A 17,881-nucleotide genomic window follows, 5' to 3' on the forward strand; every position below is an offset into this window, starting at 1 on the left:
AAGCCATTCTCATACTCTGCATAGAAACGAGATAAACAAGAGAATAATGGAAAATCGAGCTTTTTTAGATTTGTGTGTACACCATAGCCAATCTGTACTAGGAGCAGTGTCAAGTTAATTAAGCAAGAGTATCTTGAAAGAAACTATTTCTCATTTCTCTTTTGAGCAATCAACTCGGATTAGCCGTTATTGCCGAAGGTATTGAAACACCACAACAAATTTTATGGTTACAGGAACTTAGATGCGAATTTGGTCAAGGTTATCTGTTCTCTAAACCTCTAAAATATGAGACAGCACAAATACTTCTAGCAACTCAAACTATGTATTTATCCTCTGGTGAATTCGGCAAATGATAAGCTAATTTAAAAAGCAGTTGGACGATCTAAATAGGTTATCTCACAACTACAATCAAGATTTTCTGTTTCTCTCTATCTTGAACCAGATATTATTCGATAATTTTTGTTATAAATTAGCTAGTATTTGTATTTATTATTTTAAATTAGCCAAATAATGTTATTTATCTTGATGGGTCGAGCTAATTGTTTACTCCACATATCAGATAACTAAAACATTGACCTCTGGCAAAAGAGACTTTTAGAACTCAGCAAAAATCTATCTGTAGATAACTTACTAAAAATCAAAAACTAGCTTAGGGTATGTACAGTCTCAGCAATGAGTATTAGTTTTTCCCAAAACTTTTCATGCCCCATATTGATTATCCTCAGTTACTGCGTTATGTCCTTGTTGTATTAATTGTCGCACTAGCATTAGTGCTAATGTTAATCCTAGACCCTTGGTTAAGCATGAGTGGAACTCCTTTTCTACTATTTTTTAGCGCTGTAATGTTGAGTGCTTGGTATGGTGGTTTTAAGTCAGGGTTGTTAGCAACTTCATTGTCTGCATTACTGAGCAATTATTTCTTTCTCCCTCCAGCTTATGAGCTGAGTTTTAATTTATCTAATTCTGTGCAAATTGGGTTATTTGCATTGCAAGGATTGCTCTTTAGTATTTTATGTGAAGCATTAAAAACTGCTAAAACAAGAGCGGATGAAAATCTCCAAAAGCTGAGAGTTAGTGAAGAAAGATTTCGATTAGCGTTAAGTAGTTCAGATATCGTGGTCTTTCAGCAAGATCGCGATTTGCGATATCAGTGGATTCATAATCCTCAAAGTCCAGAAACTGTTGAGGAAATGTTAGGTAAGTCTGATGATGAATTATTTACCGCCTCAGTAGCAGCGCAATTGCAGGCAATTAAGCTAAAGGTAATAAAAACTGGTGTTGTAACCCGCCAAGAGGTTTATTTGACAATTGGTCAAGAAAATCGTTACTACGATTTGCTAGTTGAACCGCTAAGGGATGCAGACAATAACATTTTAGGTATCACCTGTGCAGGTGTGAATATTACTGAGCGCAAGCAGGCAGAACTAGAAAAAGCCAGGTTGCACCAGGAACTTCAACAAGCTATTGGGCAAAAAGATGAATCTCTGGCTTTACTCAATGCTTGGCTTACTAGTTCGCCAGTGGCGCTGGCTTTTCTCGATCCTGAACTGCGCTACATTCATGCGAATGAAACGCTAGCTGCTATTAACGGTGTACCGCAAACTCAACATATTGGTCGCACTTTTAGGGAAGTACTACCAGAATGGGCGGCGCAAATTGAGCCTGTTTTTCAGCAAGTGATGGAAACTAGGCAGCCCCTACTCAATCAAGAAGTGAGCGGTGAAACCTATCCGCCTGGGGTATATCGTTATGGTCTTGTCAGCTATTATCCGGTGTGTTTGCCGAATGGACAGTTGTTGGGAGTGGGCATTAGTTCAATTGATATTACTCAACTCAAACAAACTGAACAAGCATTACGAGAAAGCGAAGCTAAGTTTCGCAGTGTGGTTGATTCAAACATGATTGGTATCGGCTTCTGGGATAAAGACGGCAGGATTACAGACGCTAACGATGCCTTGCTGAATATGGTCGGTTATACCCGTGAAGAATTACTTTCTGGAACACTTCGCTGGCAAGACCTAACTCCTACAGAGTACGTGCCACTCGATCGAGAAGCAATAACTCAATTACAAGACAGTTTCTTTTGTACACCATATCAAAAAGAATATATCCGTAAAGACGGCTCACGCTTCCCGATTTTGATAGGTGGTAGCCACTTTGAAGGGACTGTAGATCGAGGAGCTTTTTTTGTTCTCGATATTACAGAGCGCAACCAGGCTGAGGAAAGACTACGCTATATTGCCCAAATTAGTAGTGTACTCTCTGCTTCGTTAGATTATGAACAAACCTTAGAACAAATCGCCAAAATTTCAGTTCCCCAGCTAGCTGATTGGTGTAGCGTCGATATTTTAAATGAAGATGGTTCCATTCGCCGCCTACCCATTGCCCATGCAGACCCATCGAAAGCGGAATTGGCGCGTAAACTTCAGGAGTATGTGACAGATTACAAGAGTGCAAGTGCAATTACTAGAGTACTGCAAACTGGACAAAGTGAATTGATATCAGAAGTATCTGACTCGCTATTAGTAGCAACTACTCAGAATCAGGAACACTTAGAACTTGTTCGGCAATTGGGGATGAAGTCTGTAATGATTGTGCCGTTAATCGCAAAAGGGCGCATACTCGGCTGTATTACCTTTGTCAGCACTCAATCAGACCGTCGCTACGATCGCACTGACCTAACTTTAGCAACAGATATTACTCATCGTGCTGCCTTAGCAGTGGAAAATGCCCAACTTTATCGAGACATCCACCAAGCTTTAGTCCATTATGCTGAATCTCTATCTCTTCTAGATGCGCTGCTAGAAGCAGCTCCTATTGCTGTATGCTTTTTGGATCGAGAACTGCGATATATCCGCATTAATCAAGTTTTCGCTGACATTAACGGTTTAGATATAGAAGAACATCTAGGACGCAAATTTAAAGAAGTCTTGCCAGCAATGGCGGCTGAGTTAGAGCCACAATTACAGCAGGTGTTAGATACTGGAGAACCCCTGCTGAATATGGAAATCAGCGGTGAGACAAGAAAACAACCAAGACGTTACGGTTACTGGCTGGGCAACTATTACCCAGTTAATAACGCAATGGGTGAAACAATAGGAATTGGGATTATTTTGGCAGATGTGACCGCAGCAAAGCAAACAGAAGTTGCTTTGCGAGAAAGTGAAGAAAGGTTTCGGGCAATGTTCAATCAGGCAACTGTCGGTATTACTCTAGTAGCGTTGGATGGACGATTTCTGCAAATTAATCCTGCCCTATGCGAAATTACTGGATATAGCCATGAAGAGTTAATGCAAATGAACTTCCAGGAAATTACCCACCCTGACGATTTAGAAGTTGATTTGGAAAATGCTCGGCGAGTTTTAGCAAAAGAAATTAGTGGATATTCCTTAGAGAAGCGCTACATCCGCAAAGATGGTTCTATTGTTTGGGTAAATCTAACTTCATCAGCGGTTTGGAATGCGAAGGGACAACCAATGTATGCATTAGGGATTATTGAAGATATTAGCCATCGCAAACGAGTTGAAGCCACACAAAACTTTTTAGTCGAAGCCAGTACCTTACTAGCTGCCTCATTGGATTATGAAATAACTTTAGAAAATGTAGCTAATCTAGCAGTTCCAACTTTAGCCGATTTGTGCATTGTAGATGTTTTCCAGGAAGATTGGTCAAGTAAACAAATTGCGATCGCAATTGCCGATTCCACAAAACTGAATATTTTAGACGAAATCCGACGGCGTTATCGACCTAAAACCAAAGCCAAAGAGCTGGTACGGCAGCTACGCTTAGGAATATCTGTCTTTTATCCCGAATTATCTGACTCACATCTTTTACAGATGTCTGAAGACGACGAACATCTGCAATTGCTGCAAAGTTTGGATATTCGTTCTCTAATGGTGATTCCAGTTCGTTCTCGCGGGCAATTATTTGGAGCAATCTCTTTTTTTACCGCCGAATCTGGTCGGTACTATCAACAAACAGACTTGGCTTTAGCAGAAGATATTGCTCGGCGGGCAGCGACAGCCATCGACAACGCCAGACTCTACCAGGAAACTGAACGGTCTGTCAATCGCACAGTACTTTTACAAAGAATAACTGCTGCCTTCTCGGAAGCCTTAACTCCCCAACAAGTAGCTAATGTAGTGGTGAACCAAGGCATTGCCGCCTTGGAAGCTACTGGTGGTTCCGTTGTCTTACTGACTGAGGGAAATACTACCCTAAATGTTGTGCAAGCAATTGGCTATCCGCAAACGCTCATCAATACTTTGACAACTTTTCCGATCGCAGCACCTAACCAAATAGCAGAAACAGTCAGAACTGGGCAGCCGATTTTTTTAGAAAATTTAGCAGCCATGATTGCTAGATATCCTGAGTTAGCAGATGTTGTGACTGTTATGGGGAATAATGCCTGGGCTTCCATTCCCTTGGTAGTAGAAGGTAAAGTAATTGGCGCACTGGGATTAAGCTTTACGACTGGACAAATATTTAATGAAGAAGACCGGGGATTTATGTTGACACTGGGACAGCAGTGTGCTCAGGCGATCGCCCGCGCTCAACTTTACGAAGCTGAAAAGACTGCTAGGGCCCAAGCCGAGACAGCCAACCGAATTAAAGATGAATTTCTCGCTGTCCTTTCTCACGAACTCCGAACTCCCTTGAATCCAATTTTAGGATGGGCAAAGTTACTCAGAACCCGCAAGTTCGACGAAGCTACTAAAATCCGAGCATTGGAAACAATCGAGCGCAATGCCAGGTTACAAACCGAATTGATTGGAGATTTACTTGATGTTTCGCGGATTTTGCAAGGTAAAGTTAGGTTAAATCTCCATGCAGTGGATTTGAAAATAGCGATCGCAGCTGCATTAGAAACGGTGCGTTTAGCAGCAGAAGCTAAATCGATTCAAATTCAAACGGTGTTAAGTAATGATATCGGCAAAGTTCTCGGCGATGGCGATCGCTTGCAACAAGTGATGTGGAATCTCCTCTCCAATGCCGTTAAATTCACACCCACGAATGGACTTGTACAAGTGCGTCTCGAGCAAGTTGGTTTAGATGCCCAAATCCAGGTAATTGATACAGGTAAAGGAATTAACCCAGAATTTTTGCCCTACGTCTTTGATTACTTTCGGCAAGCAGATGCTAAGACAACCAGAGTATTTGGCGGATTGGGATTGGGACTGGCAATTGTGCGTCATCTGGTAGAACTTCACGGTGGCACAGTTCAGGCAGAGAGTCCCGGAGAAGGACAAGGAGCTACCTTCACAGTTAAACTACCTTTGCTCAAAAATTCTGAGTTGCGAGTTAGCAGTAGTGAGACTTCTCAAGCAGAACTCAGTACTGAAGAGACATTACTGGCTGGAGTCCAAATCCTGCTTGTGGACGATCAAGCCGATGTGCGAGAGTTTTTTAGCTTTGCGCTGGAACAATATGGCGCGACGGTAACGGCAGTTGAATCAGCAGATGAAGCGCTGCAAACATTAATGCAATCAAACCCAGATATCCTCTTAAGCGATATTGGAATGCCCTTCATGGATGGGTATATGTTGCTACGTGAAGTGAGAAAATTACCACCAGAGCAAGGCGGACAAATTCCGGCGATCGCTTTGACTGCTTATGCAGGAGAAATTAACTACAACCAAGCAATGACAGCAGGATTTCAAAAACATCTACCTAAACCCGTCGATCCAGCGGATTTAGCCGCAGCGATCGTTAGTCTCATTGGGCACACTTCACCTTCTGAGTAAATAAACTCTTTAATTTCTCTTCTTTCTTTTACAAATCAAATTAAATATATATTTTTTATTTTTATTTAGAAATTTGCCGTTTGCAAATTGATGTTATAAATTAGCGTGAGTTCGATGAACCTCTCCCTCCCAGCCTCCCTTTCCGAAACGGAAAGGGAGGAGAAAGAAAAATTAAGCTTTTTGCTCCCCTCTCCGCATCGGAGAGGGGCTGGGGGAGAGGTCAAATAAGACTTGTCAAACTCACGTTAAATTAATGCTCAGGTTTTAATCAGAGATTTATTTACCAATGAAAACCCAACAGTTCAGTTCAACAACCCTAGAAAATAGACCTCCCAAGACGAAAAAACAGTCTTTTCCTGGTAAGAGTATTGGTACTCCCAAAGTACCATTTCGTAAATCCCATAAAATAGTCCAACAACATGAGTTACTTAGTGACTGGGAACACGCAAGTTAATTTAGTAACCTACTATAGCTACGATCTAAACTGATGTAAGTAAGTCGGTAAGAAGAAATCAAACTAGATTAAGTAATGTAAAAAATATTGAGATTAGTTTGTAGTGAGGACTTTAGTCCTCTTTTGAGGGCTGAAAGCCTCTCTGCGAGACGCTTCGCGAACACTACAAACCTTGAATTATTCACGCCGCTTTACTTACTACTCTCGGTATCCAGTCAGACATTAACTGATACCAATTTTCTCTGAAGTTGCACTTAATAACGAGGTGATGATATAATCCCATCCACAAATAGAAGCGTAGTTTACCGCCGTAGGTCTTACCCTGAGCCTGTCGTACCACTTCCCTACGGGACGCTACGCGAACGTGGAAGCAAGCTACGCGGAGCGTCTCGTAGAGAAGGGCATCGCTTCTGCTGAGATGGAACCTCTTGAACCTGTTTTAACTTCCGTCTTAATCGATCTTTAGGCCCCTCACTTGTTCAACATCAAATTTCTTAGCACCTTGGTATCAAGAAATGGAAAAGTATTTAGTCACCAAAGAAGAGATTGAGTCTTATGAAGGACTAGAAAAAACACATTTTCTCAACTCTAATGCTCGCAGACTAAATAAGTCTTTAGGAGATTTGACAGGTTTAAAAAATATCGGTTTCCACATCATTGAAGTAGAGCCTGGACGTGAATCAACGGAGCTTCATATGCACTATCACGAAGAAGAGTGCGTATACATTCTTGAGGGAGAAGCTGAAGCCACAATTGGAGAAAGCGTTTATCCAGTGAAAGCAGGAGATTTTATTGGATATCGCGCTGGTGGTAAGCCGCACAACCTGAAAAACACGGGCAATTCTATATTCAAATGTATAGTAGTTGGTCAAAGGCTAGAGCATGATATCGGTGATTATCCAAATTTGCACAAGCGTATATATAGGAGCAAAGGTTTAAAGTGGAATCTGGTGGATATGGAAAATATAGCTGAACCAGTAGCAGGTAAGAAGGCATAATAGGTAGAATGCATTTCCTCATGATTTCTTTGGCTCTATTGCCATGAGCCAACAATCTGAGTATTCTCTTTCATGCAATTCATGTGCCGGCAATAGCTTTACTTTCACAAAACCACATTTTTCATAACAGCGAATAGCACGGTAATTGTTAACGTGCGGATCTATAACAATTTTCTGAGCTTGACACTGTTCAAAAAGATAGTTGATAAATACTGACAGCATTTTTGTACCAATTCCCTTGTTCCAATAGCCGGTTTCGCCGATGAATAAGTCAATCGCATAGACGCGATCGGTTTGGTCGAGATGATACAATTGTCTATCAGTTTCCGATAAGTCATTGAGCGTACAATACTGCAAATAACCAATGGGAATATTTTGATAGTAGAGGAGGCAAGGAATAATCGGCTCATCTCCTCTAACCATCGGTTTGTAAGTTTCTATAATTCTTTCTAAAGGGAAAAAATTATCTCTTCCTTCATAAAATTCTAAAACTTTTGCATTAGTTAACCATTTTGCCATCAACTCATAATCATACATTTCATCTTGCATGAGACGAATAGATATTTCGCCTTTTCGAGTCAGCATATCCTGTATAGATAGAATATTTTTTATAGCAGCTATTAATATAAGTCGTTAAAAGTATCTATATTCTGACATAATTTGTGAAAAAAGAGGAATTTTATCTCTATTTTCTAAGAATAAAATTCCCCTTAAACCCTTATAAGACCCTTGAGATTAGATAGTTATCCACAGGTGAGATTTACTTAGTTTCCACCAGATACAACAGCTTTATTATGTATCGCAGTGTCTTCAGGCTTTCTCTGCCATTTACCATCATTGCCTGGTTCGTATTCATTTTTTACACTATTCCAAGCAATATCGCGCGCACCCTCTTCACTCGAACCATCACTTTCAGCAGCATTAAATGCCGCAAGAAAAATCTGTTGTGCGTGTTCAGGCAGTTGTCCCTTGATGTCTTCCGCTAATTCATCTATTTTGTTATAAGGCATGAACTCACTCCGAATTATCTTAACTTGAGTCCATGCTAAAGAACTGGTAATCTAATTTCCTCCTTCTCTAAGTAGAGACTAAATAATCATACTTTTGGCTGAGTCAAACAATTTTTAAATCAGCGATGCAATGATATTAATACTCATAGCTAAAATGGTGGTATTGAAAAAAAATGATAATATGCCATGTAACAGAGTCAAGCGTCTCATATAGGGTGATGTTGTCTGCACATCTGAAACTTGACTGGTCATGCCGACAACAAATGAATAATATAAAAATTCCCAGTAGTCTGGATAGTCGTTATGAGGAAAATCTAAACCTCTAGTGATTTCTTCACTATGATTACGATTAATATATTTATAATAACTGTGCGCATATTGCACTGCAAACATCGTATGCACTAATAACCAGGAACCGACAATGGTCATAATTGAAAGTACAACGTGTAGGGTAAGCTGAATTATTGACAATCCTTTTTTATCAAGTAAAAACCCAATAGCTAAAACACTGGCACAAGCCGCAGCAATTACCAGCATAAATATAGCCAAATGTCCTTCGTATTCACTCTCGGCATAACGGCGAATTTTTTCTGGGTTAGCCTTGGTCATTTTCCACCACGTTATCGCTAAGAAAAAGTCAATACCGGAGTTCCAAGCGCAGAGAATGCGAGTAGGTAAGTGCAGAGAAGGCGGCAGGATGACTGAAACTAATACAGCAAATCCGACAGCAACAATTAGTCGGGGTCGAGAGTCAAAGTTTTTAAATAAATTAAATTTCACAAATTTAGCGATCGCAGAGTTTAACTAATTCGTAATTCATAATTTTTGGTGAAACACTACACCACATTCCACAATCTTCATTCCAGATTTTACAATAGTCTAAATCCACATAAGTAGATGGACAAAAATATTTACAACCATTGCAAACTCTGTGAATCACCCAATACTCTGGGAATGTCTCACTCGCAATGACATTGTGTAATTAATTTTGTCCAACTACTTCTTTATCTTCCCAGTCTTTAATCTCCAGCTTTTAGTTCAATTAAAAATTATTGGAACTTGGCTCTAATCGTCTCTATGCGTTTACGATTAACACCCAAATCGCTTTGACCTAAACGTGAAGCTGAACGTACATGGATAACATTGGCAGTCCGGTCTAGATAGAATTCTACATCATCCACAAATCCCAGTAAAGCACTTTTAAATTCTGCATATAAATAATCATTACTGAAAGTAATGATTTTGGTTCTTGGTAAAGACTCAATAATCTGTTTAAGATTAGTAATCGCTTGTTCTGGAGTAGATGTAAAAGTCAGTGGTGCAATTTGATGAGATGCATCTGTACTCTGACTAGAAACGCAATTGGGAGAATTAGGGCAAGATGCTAATTTACCGTTGCTAATACCTAAATTATTTGGTCGTTTGCCAGCAAAAACCATAATTATGTCTCCGGGTGAGTGAATAAATATACTCTCACACATTTGTTTGAATCACTGTAATATTTTGCTGTAATCGCATCTTCTGGCAAATGACAGATTCACTAAAACATCGGTGATGCGATCGCTCTTTATGAACTCAATATTTGACTTTTTCATAAAAAAAGCCTGTATTCTTTGCTCAATAAAGCTTACAGGCTATATTACACCTATACCAAGTTACTTCAGACTAGTAGTCTGCCAACCCAAAATTGTTAGGTGAGGGCTGGGAAAAGGGGTTCATGTTAAAGGTTAAAGGAGTAAACATCTTTTCCCTTTCCCCCTTGCCCTTTAAAGAGCCAAGTTACGAAAGCGAACTACTAGGCGATACTCAAATTAACTCGGACAATCAAATCGTTATAATCTCGATCGCCGCCATTAGCCAAATCCTCAAAGCCAAAAGCGTTATTTCCTAATAGGCGAATATGATCTGCTTTGTCAGTGTTAGCACCCAAGAAGGAGAAGTAAACTGCCGGATCGTTATTGGTATTGCTATCAAGAATTGCATCAGTCCCGGCATTAACGATGATAAATGGGACGAAAATAGCACCAGGTTGGAAATTACCTGTGAAAGTTGCTGTACCTTCGTTAGCTACACTCAAATCAATACCAGCGACACGGTGACTAATAGCTGCTTGAGTATAACCCGCCTGTCCAACCAGCACATCTGGTTTACCATCGCCATTGGTATCGATGCCACCATTCTCATCAGTTATCTGATAAAAGCCAACAAAGTTGTTAAAAGCTGCTTCTCTATGAACTACAAATTCGGCTTTCACCAATTGTTTCACATCCCGTAAATCAATTAGTTCGGGTTCATACTTTCCTTGAAGACCAGTACCTAGAGGTGGATCTTGCTCTGTTGCTGCAATCTTGACAACCAAATTCTGGAAGTTGAGAGAGAACCCTGTATCGTCCGCATTCGTATCCGAGGAAAAAAGCACCTGAGAAAACGGGGTTTGTCCAGATAGCACCGCCTGAGTCGTGCTGCTACGGATTAAATAAAATCTTAGGTTGCTCTCAGAGTTGAACTCCAGTAACCTGCTGAGGTCAGTGGGATTAAAACCATTGGGTAGTTTGGCAAGAGATGAAAGAAGCACTGTTGCTCGTTGGAGAGCTAGTTCGGTGTAATTTGCAGCACCAGGGGCTACGCCATTAATCCTACCTTCTGCATCGTCAACGACAAATACACCCAGTTCATTGACTTCTTCAGAAGTGTTGCTTTTAATCTTGACTGAGAGTTTGGCTTTTTCACCGTCAACTTGATTTTTGATCGTAAAGATATCACCTGTAATTCTTGTCAGTAGGCTAGTTGATTTAGTCTCAGCAGTAATTTCTTGAGCAATGGTGAGTGCAAACACATCACTGACTTCAGCCCCAACCGAATCTTTGGCAGTAACTTTGATGTTCAAGCTACCCAAGTTATTATTCGTAGGAGTGCCGCTGAAAGTACGCTTATTAGGATTGAAGCTTAACCAACTGGGTAGTGGGTCGCCGTTGTCTAAGGTAGCAGTGTAGGTTAGGGTATCTTCAATATCTACATCGCTAAAGGTGTTTTCAGGGATAGTGAAGTTAAAGGTAGTTTCTGCCGTAACTTTTTGGTCAGCGATCGCCTGCTCTACAATTGGTGGATTGTTAGCTTTAGCAATTGTGAGTGCAAATACATCACTAATTTCAGCAAGAGCCGGATCTGTGGCGGTGACTTTAATGTTCAAGCTACCCACATCATCATTCGTAGGAGTGCCACTGAAGGTAAGCTCGTTAGCATTGAAGCTTAACCAACTAGGTAGTGGATCGCCATTGTCTAAGGTAGCAGTATAGGTCAAGGTATCTTCAATATCCACATCGCTAAAAGTGTTTTCAGGAATGGTGAAGTTGAAGGTAGTTTTTGCTGTGGCTTTTTGGTCAGCGATCGTCCGATCTACAATTGGCGCACTATTGAACTTAGCAACTGTCAATACAAACACATCACTGGCTTCATCCCCAGAAATATCCTTGACAGTGACTTTGATATTTTGATTACCCAAATTCTCCATCGTCGGAGTACCACTAAAATTTCGGGTAGCAGAATTAAAAGTTAGCCAACTGGGCAGTGGATCGCCGTTTTCGAGAGTAGCAGTGTAGGTGAGGCTATCGCCAGCATCAATATCAATGAAGGTATTTTCTGGGATCGTGAAATTGAACTGCGTATTTATAAGTACCTTTCGATTAGCGATCGCCTCAACTAACTCTGGTGCATCGTTAACGTTCTTAACAGTAAGTGCAAAATCATCACTGACTTCAACCCCAAAAATATCCCTAGCAGTAACTTTAATGTTGAAGTTACTCACATCTGCATTTAAGGGAGTGCCATTAAAGGTTTTGGTAGCAGCATTGAAGGTTAGCCAACTAGGTAGAAAATCCCCATTTTCGAGAGTGGCGGTGTAAGTGAGGCTATCGCCAGCATCGACATCCTTAAAGGTGTCTTCTGAGAAAGTGAAATTGAAAACTGTGTCTTCTATTGCTTCTTGGTTTGCAATTTCGTTCATCACCTCTGGCGCATCGTTGGTGTTGTTAACAGTGAGCGTAAACACATCACTGATTTGAGCAAGAGCTAAATCCGTGGCAGTAACTTTAATGTTTAAGCTACCCACGTTTGCATTTAAGGGAGTGCCACTGAAGGTTTTGGTCGCAGCATTAAAACTCAGCCAACTCGGTAGAGAGTCGCCGTTTTCGAGAGTGGCAGTGTAGGTGAGAGTGTCGCCAGCATCAACATCCTTAAAGGTGTTGTCTGGGATAATGAAGGTGAAAAGTGTGTCTTCTGTTGCTTGTTGAGGAGCGATCGCCTGAAATACCTCTGGCGCATCGTTGACGTTGTTAACAGTGAGTACAAAAATATCATTCGCTTGGGCAAGAGCAGTATCCGTAGCAGTAACTTTAATGTTGAGGCTACCTACGTTTGCATTTAAAGGAGTGCCACTGAAGGTTTTGGTTGCAGCATTAAAACTCAACCAACTCGGTAAAGACTCACCATTTTCGAGAGTGGCAGTGTAAGTAAGAGTGTCGCCAGCATCAACATCCTTAAAGGTGTTGTCTGGGATAATGAAGGTGAAAACTGCATCTTCTGTTGCTTGTTGGTTTGCAATTTCATTCGCCACCTCTGGCGGATCGTTGGTGTTGTTAACGGTGAGTACAAAAATATCATTCGCTTGGGCAAGAGCTAAATCCGTAGCAGTAACTTTAATGTTGAGGCTACCCACGTTTTCATTTAAGGGAGTGCCACTAAAGGTTTTGGTAGCAGCATTAAAACTCAACCAACTCGGTAGAGAGTCGCCGTTTTCGAGAGTGGCGGTGTAAGTGAGGCTATCGCCAGCATCAACATCCTTAAAGGTGTTGTCTGGGATAATGAAGGTGAAAACTGTATCTTCTGTTGCTTGTTGGTTAGCAATTTCATTCGCCACCTCTGGCGGATCGTTGGTGTTGTTAACAGTGAGTGTAAACACATCACTGATTTGAGCAAGAGCTAAATCCGTGGCAGTAACTTTAATGTTCAGGCTACCCACGTTTGCATTTAAGGGAGTGCCACTGAAGGTTTTGGTTGCAGCATTAAAGCTTAACCAACTCGGTAAAGACTCACCATTTTCGAGAGTGGCAGTGTAGGTGAGAGTGTCGCCAGCATCGACATCATTAAAGGTGTTGTCTGGGATAATGAAGGTGAAAACTGTATCTTCTGTTGCTTGTTGGTTAGCAATTTCATTCGCCACCTCTGGCGGATCGTTGGTGTTGTTAACGGTGAGTACAAAAATATCATTCGCTTGGGCAAGAGCTAAATCCGTAGCAGTAACTTTAATGTTCAAGCTACCCACATTCTCATTTAAGGGAGTGCCACTGAAGGTTTTGGTTGCAGCATTAAAATTCAACCAACTCGGTAGAGAGTCGCCGTTTTCGAGAGTGGCAGTGTAAGTGAGAATGTCGCCAGCATCGACATCCTTAAAGGTGTTGTCTGGGATAGTGAAGGTGAAAACTGTATCTTCTGTTGCTTGTTTATCTGCGATCGCCTGAAATACCTCTGGCGGATCGTTGACGTTCTTAACGGTGAGCGTAAACACATCACTGACTTGAGCAAGATAAGTATCCGTAGTAGTAACTTTAATGTTCAAGCTACCCACATTCTCATTCAAGGGAGTGCCACTGAAGGTTTTGGTTGCAGCATTCAAGGTTAACCAACTCGGTAGAGAGTCACCGTTTTCGAGAGTGGCAGTGTAAGTGAGAATGTCTTCAGGATCTTGATCTTGGAAGCTATCTGAGATTGTGAAGTTGAAATTTATGTCTTCTGGAGTCTCTTTGTCTGCGATTTCCTTCACTAGTACTGGATTTTGGTTAACCCTGTAACGTGCCACAGCAAAGTTATTGGCGCTTATTCCCGCGACTATTACCGTACCATCGTGTTGGGTGAGAGCATAGGCATTATCAGTAGTCTTTGTGCCGATATCAGTAGTGATAATGCCAGTAGTGTTGAAATCAGTGTCAAGAGTACCATTGCTGTTGTAACGTACTAAAGCAAAGTTATTGTTACTCGAACCCGCCACAATAATTTTGCCATTAGCTTGCACGCTAACGCTGTAGGCTATGTCAGTACTGCCCAAGTTAGTAATGACCTTGCCAGCAGTACCAAAGCTGGTGTCGAGACTTCCATTGCTGTCGTAACGTACCACAGCAAAGTTATTACTACTCACTCCCGCTAACAGAATCTTGCCATCGTCTTGCAGGGCAATGCTGTAGGCGGTGTCCGTGGTATTAGTACCAATATCAGTAATGACCTTGCCAGCAGTACCAAAGCTGGTGTCGAGACTACCATTGCTGTCGTAACGTACCACAGCAAAGTTATTATTACTCACTCCCGCTAACAGAATCTTGCCATCGTCTTGCAGGGCAATGCTGTAGGCTATATCAGTACTGCCCAAGTTAGTAATGACCTTGCCAGCAGTACCAAAGCTGGTATCAAGACCTCCATTGCTGTTGTAACGTACCACAGCAAAGTCATTACCGCGCTTTCCTGCCAGCAAAATCTTGCCATCGTCTTGTAGGGCAATGCTGTAGGCTATGTCAGTACTGCCCAAGTTAGTAGTAACCTTGCCAGCAGTACCAAAGCTGGTATCAAGACCTCCATTGCTGTTGTAACGTACCACAGCAAAGTTACTACTACTCGCTCCCGCTACCAGAATCTTGCCATCGTCTTGCAGGGCAATGCTGTATGCTATGTCAGTATTGCCGAAGTCAGTAGTGACTTTGCCAGTACTATTAAAGCTAGTGTCGAGACTACCATTGCTGTTGTAACGTACTACAGCAAAGTTATTATTACTCACTCCCGCTAGCAGAATTTTGCCATCGTCTTGTATGACAATGCTTCTAGCAATGTCAGTGGTATTAGTACCAATATCAGTAGTGACTTTGCCATCACTATCAAAGCTGGCATCGAGAACTACAGATAGAATTGAAGCGTAGGCTGTTATTACTTCTTGCCCAAACGCTAAACGAGGAACAATAGATCCTGTAGAAACCTCCAGTTCCCAATCACCACCTAATGCAGCACTCCCTGTCAAGTCATCAGAGGCCGCTACTACTGCACCTGTCAATTCGCTCAGACAGCGTATAAACAATACACCTGGCTCGGTTTGAGCGACTTTGCAACCATATAGCAGTAGTTGTGCGTCTTCACCCAAAGCATTTGCCCAACCCATAAGTTGGGCTGCGTAACGATTGAGCGTTTCGTTGTTGAGTTGATTGTTGCCCAAATAGATGCACCCAGGTGCGCCGTGGGAAACAATGTGCAGGCTATTGACTCCCTGATGAGACTCCAGCACTCGACTAATTTGCTCAATACCATCTTGGTTGGCATCTAAGACTACAATTGAGGTATCTGGTAATACACCCATTACCAGACTTTGGTAGTCATCAACCTGTGGGTCAATAAAAACTAGGCGAGTAGGATACAAGTCTAAAGTTGATTTAATATTAATGCTGTTAGATATTTTGTTTATAGTAAAGTTTTTATTGCTATTATGCTTTATCATAAATTTCCAATGGTAAATCCCTGATATTCAGCAAAAATGAAACTTTTTGCAGATCGTTTCTTGTAGTTGCTTTCACTTTCAATGTAGGAATAAAATAAATCCTTTCCCTCGGTAAATCCACCAGTTTAATTAATGAAGATTTAGAAATTTTGGGCATAGAAAGTAGCTGAAACTTTTGATAAAAAACTCAGTAAACATCCAATACGGTTTGGGGAAAGGGGAAAGGGGAAAGGGAGAGAAAAAACCTCTAACCCAAACCCAGTAACCTTTTCCTAAAGGGAATTCTGAGTTAAAAAGACTTATCCGAACCGTGTTGAGTACACATCTATATCCTGACGTTGCATATTTGCGGAATGATTTAGCAACGTCCAAAAATTTCCTCAGTTTCCTCTGCTTGCCTCAATTCATAGCACTGTTCTGCAATGCCCTATTGCTAGATTTCCTGTTTCCTCCCTAGACAAGTAAGTTCTCCGAATCAAATCGGATTCCTATATGATCCGGTAAGTATCGTCTAAATGAAGAGAGATTTATGACGCAAACAATTTCAATTAACGACTCCGGGCGCTTGCAACTCACGCCGCTAGAAATCCCGTCCCGTCTGCTGTTGGGGCCAGGGCCATCTAATGCCCATCCCACAGTTCTCCAAGCGATGAATACTTCACCCGTTGGGCATCTTGACCCAACTTTTCTTGCACTCATGGATGAAATTCAGTCGTTGCTACGGTACGTATGGCAAACAGAAAACTCACTCACTATTGCAGTCAGCGGTACGGGAACAGCTGCAATGGAAGCAACCATTGCCAATGCTGTAGAACCCGGTGATGTAGTTTTAATAGGTGTAGCTGGTTACTTTGGTAATCGCCTTGTGGATATGGCTGGGCGTTATGGCGCTGATGTGCGAACCATTACCAAACCTTGGGGACAAGTCTTCAACTTGGAGGAAATTCAAACTGCCTTAAAAACTCATCGTCCAACTATTTTAGCTCTAGTTCATGCCGAAACTTCCACAGGCGCACGTCAACCCTTGGAAGGGGTCGCTGATTTGTGTCGTGAATTTGGCACTTTGTTATTAGTGGATACGGTGACAAGTTTGGGCGGCGTCCCCTTGTTTTTGGATACTTGGGGAGTTGACTTAGCCTATAGTTGTAGCCAAAAAGGGTTAGGTTGCCCGCCTGGTGCTTCTCCTTTTACAATGAGTGCGCGTGCAGTTGAAAAATTGCAACAGCGACAAACGAAAGTTGCAAACTGGTATTTAGATATGTTGTTGCTGGGCAAGTATTGGGGCGCTGAACGCACCTATCACCACACAGCACCTATTAATTTATACTATGCATTGCGGGAAGCACTACGTTTGCTTGCAGAAGAGGGATTAGCAAATTCCTGGCAGCGGCATCAAAAGAACGTAGAATATCTCTGGGAAGGTTTAGAGAATTTAGGACTGAGTATGCACGTTGAACAAGAGTATAGATTGCCAACGCTTACCACTGTCCGTATTCCAGCCGGGGTAGATGGTAAAGCGATCGCACAGCAGTTACTCAATGAACATAATATTGAAATTGGCGGTGGTCTTGGCGAACTCGCAGGTAAAGTTTGGCGCGTGGGATTGATGGGCTTTAATAGTCGAAAGGAAAGTGTTGACCAACTTTTAGCAGCACTGCGGCAGGTTTTGCCTAAGTAGTTTTGATATATGGTGCGTTAAAAGTAGCTTAACGCACCTGAGAAAAAGAGCATCGCGCTAACTTCACTGCGAGAAAAAGCCAACAACCAGCAGAGGCAAAAGTATTAAGACAGATACAATCAAAACCAGGGTTGCCGGCTCAACTTTAATGTGGTTATTTTGTGGATCGCGCATTTGGTACTATCTCGAACAATAAATATATTAACCAAGCCTAAAGGATGTTTACTTTTTTTTCCAACCCCAATGAGGTTTAGAAGTGTAAACTTTTTAGCCCATCAGCTTATTTCTTCCAAGGCAATTTAGTCCCCATTTCAGTTAAAGCTGAGAAGATAAGATAGAGAATGAGTAACCCAGCAGCCGCAAAGAAAGCAAGTAAATCGTTATCCATAAATGCCCGACGTTAAAACTTCGCTAATCATAGCGGAATCATCTAATCTTTAACATTTTTCTGAGTCTGCAATCTTTGATC

Annotated in this window: 10 protein-coding genes; 5 read left to right on the top strand and 5 right to left on the bottom strand. The window is 41.6% G+C overall.

Going from position 1 to position 17,881, the window contains the following annotated elements; translation table 11 throughout:
* The first annotated feature begins 161 nt into the window (after nt 1-161).
* From ACR5KR_RS24525 to ACR5KR_RS24540, 4 genes are all read left to right on the top strand, one after another.
* Entirely contained in the window at nt 162-353 is a 192-nt protein-coding gene (locus ACR5KR_RS24525; RefSeq protein ID WP_448268338.1) for an EAL domain-containing protein, read from the top strand.
* 348 nt (nt 354-701) lie between these two features.
* Nucleotides 702-5,744 carry a PAS domain S-box protein gene (locus ACR5KR_RS24530; protein ID WP_448268339.1) on the top strand — a complete coding sequence of 1,681 codons (5,043 nt, stop codon included), beginning with the start codon at nt 702-704 and terminating at the stop codon, nt 5,742-5,744.
* A 286-nt stretch (nt 5,745-6,030) separates the two neighbouring features.
* A complete protein-coding gene (locus tag ACR5KR_RS24535; protein WP_445630071.1) occupies nt 6,031-6,198 on the top strand; it encodes a hypothetical protein in 168 nt (55 codons plus the stop codon).
* Nucleotides 6,199-6,713: 515 nt separating this feature from the next.
* On the top strand, nt 6,714-7,196 hold the full coding sequence (locus tag ACR5KR_RS24540) for a cupin domain-containing protein (RefSeq protein ID WP_445630070.1): 483 nt from the start codon (nt 6,714-6,716) through the stop codon (nt 7,194-7,196).
* 18 nt (nt 7,197-7,214) lie between these two features.
* On the opposite strand, the gene ACR5KR_RS24545 is transcribed toward ACR5KR_RS24540, so the two are convergent.
* The 5 genes from ACR5KR_RS24545 to ACR5KR_RS24565 all read right to left on the bottom strand — a co-directional run bounded on the left by ACR5KR_RS24545 (nt 7,215) and on the right by ACR5KR_RS24565 (nt 15,734).
* Complete coding sequence (locus tag ACR5KR_RS24545; protein ID WP_448268340.1) at nt 7,215-7,781, bottom strand: GNAT family N-acetyltransferase; 567 nt, start codon at nt 7,779-7,781, stop codon at nt 7,215-7,217.
* Between the two features lie 179 nt (nt 7,782-7,960).
* Entirely contained in the window at nt 7,961-8,206 is a 246-nt protein-coding gene (locus tag ACR5KR_RS24550) for a ChaB family protein (protein ID WP_445630068.1), read from the bottom strand.
* A 114-nt stretch (nt 8,207-8,320) separates the two neighbouring features.
* Nucleotides 8,321-8,986 carry a DUF1345 domain-containing protein gene (locus tag ACR5KR_RS24555; RefSeq protein ID WP_445630067.1) on the bottom strand — a complete coding sequence of 222 codons (666 nt, stop codon included), beginning with the start codon at nt 8,984-8,986 and terminating at the stop codon, nt 8,321-8,323.
* A gap of 269 nt (nt 8,987-9,255) precedes the next feature.
* Nucleotides 9,256-9,645 (bottom strand): DUF1499 domain-containing protein, encoded by a 390-nt coding sequence (locus ACR5KR_RS24560; RefSeq protein ID WP_448268341.1) that lies wholly within the window; start codon nt 9,643-9,645, stop codon nt 9,256-9,258.
* A 356-nt stretch (nt 9,646-10,001) separates the two neighbouring features.
* On the bottom strand, nt 10,002-15,734 hold the full coding sequence (locus tag ACR5KR_RS24565; protein ID WP_448268342.1) for a putative Ig domain-containing protein: 5,733 nt from the start codon (nt 15,732-15,734) through the stop codon (nt 10,002-10,004).
* 529 nt (nt 15,735-16,263) lie between these two features.
* Here ACR5KR_RS24565 and ACR5KR_RS24570 point away from each other — a divergent pair.
* The gene (locus ACR5KR_RS24570; protein ID WP_445630064.1) at nt 16,264-17,412 is read left to right on the top strand and encodes an alanine--glyoxylate aminotransferase family protein; all 1,149 of its coding nucleotides are present in this window, start codon (nt 16,264-16,266) and stop codon (nt 17,410-17,412) included.
* The last annotated feature ends 469 nt before the right edge of the window (nt 17,413-17,881 follow it).

The sequence above is a fragment of the Nostoc sp. DSM 114159 genome (assembly GCF_053470285.1).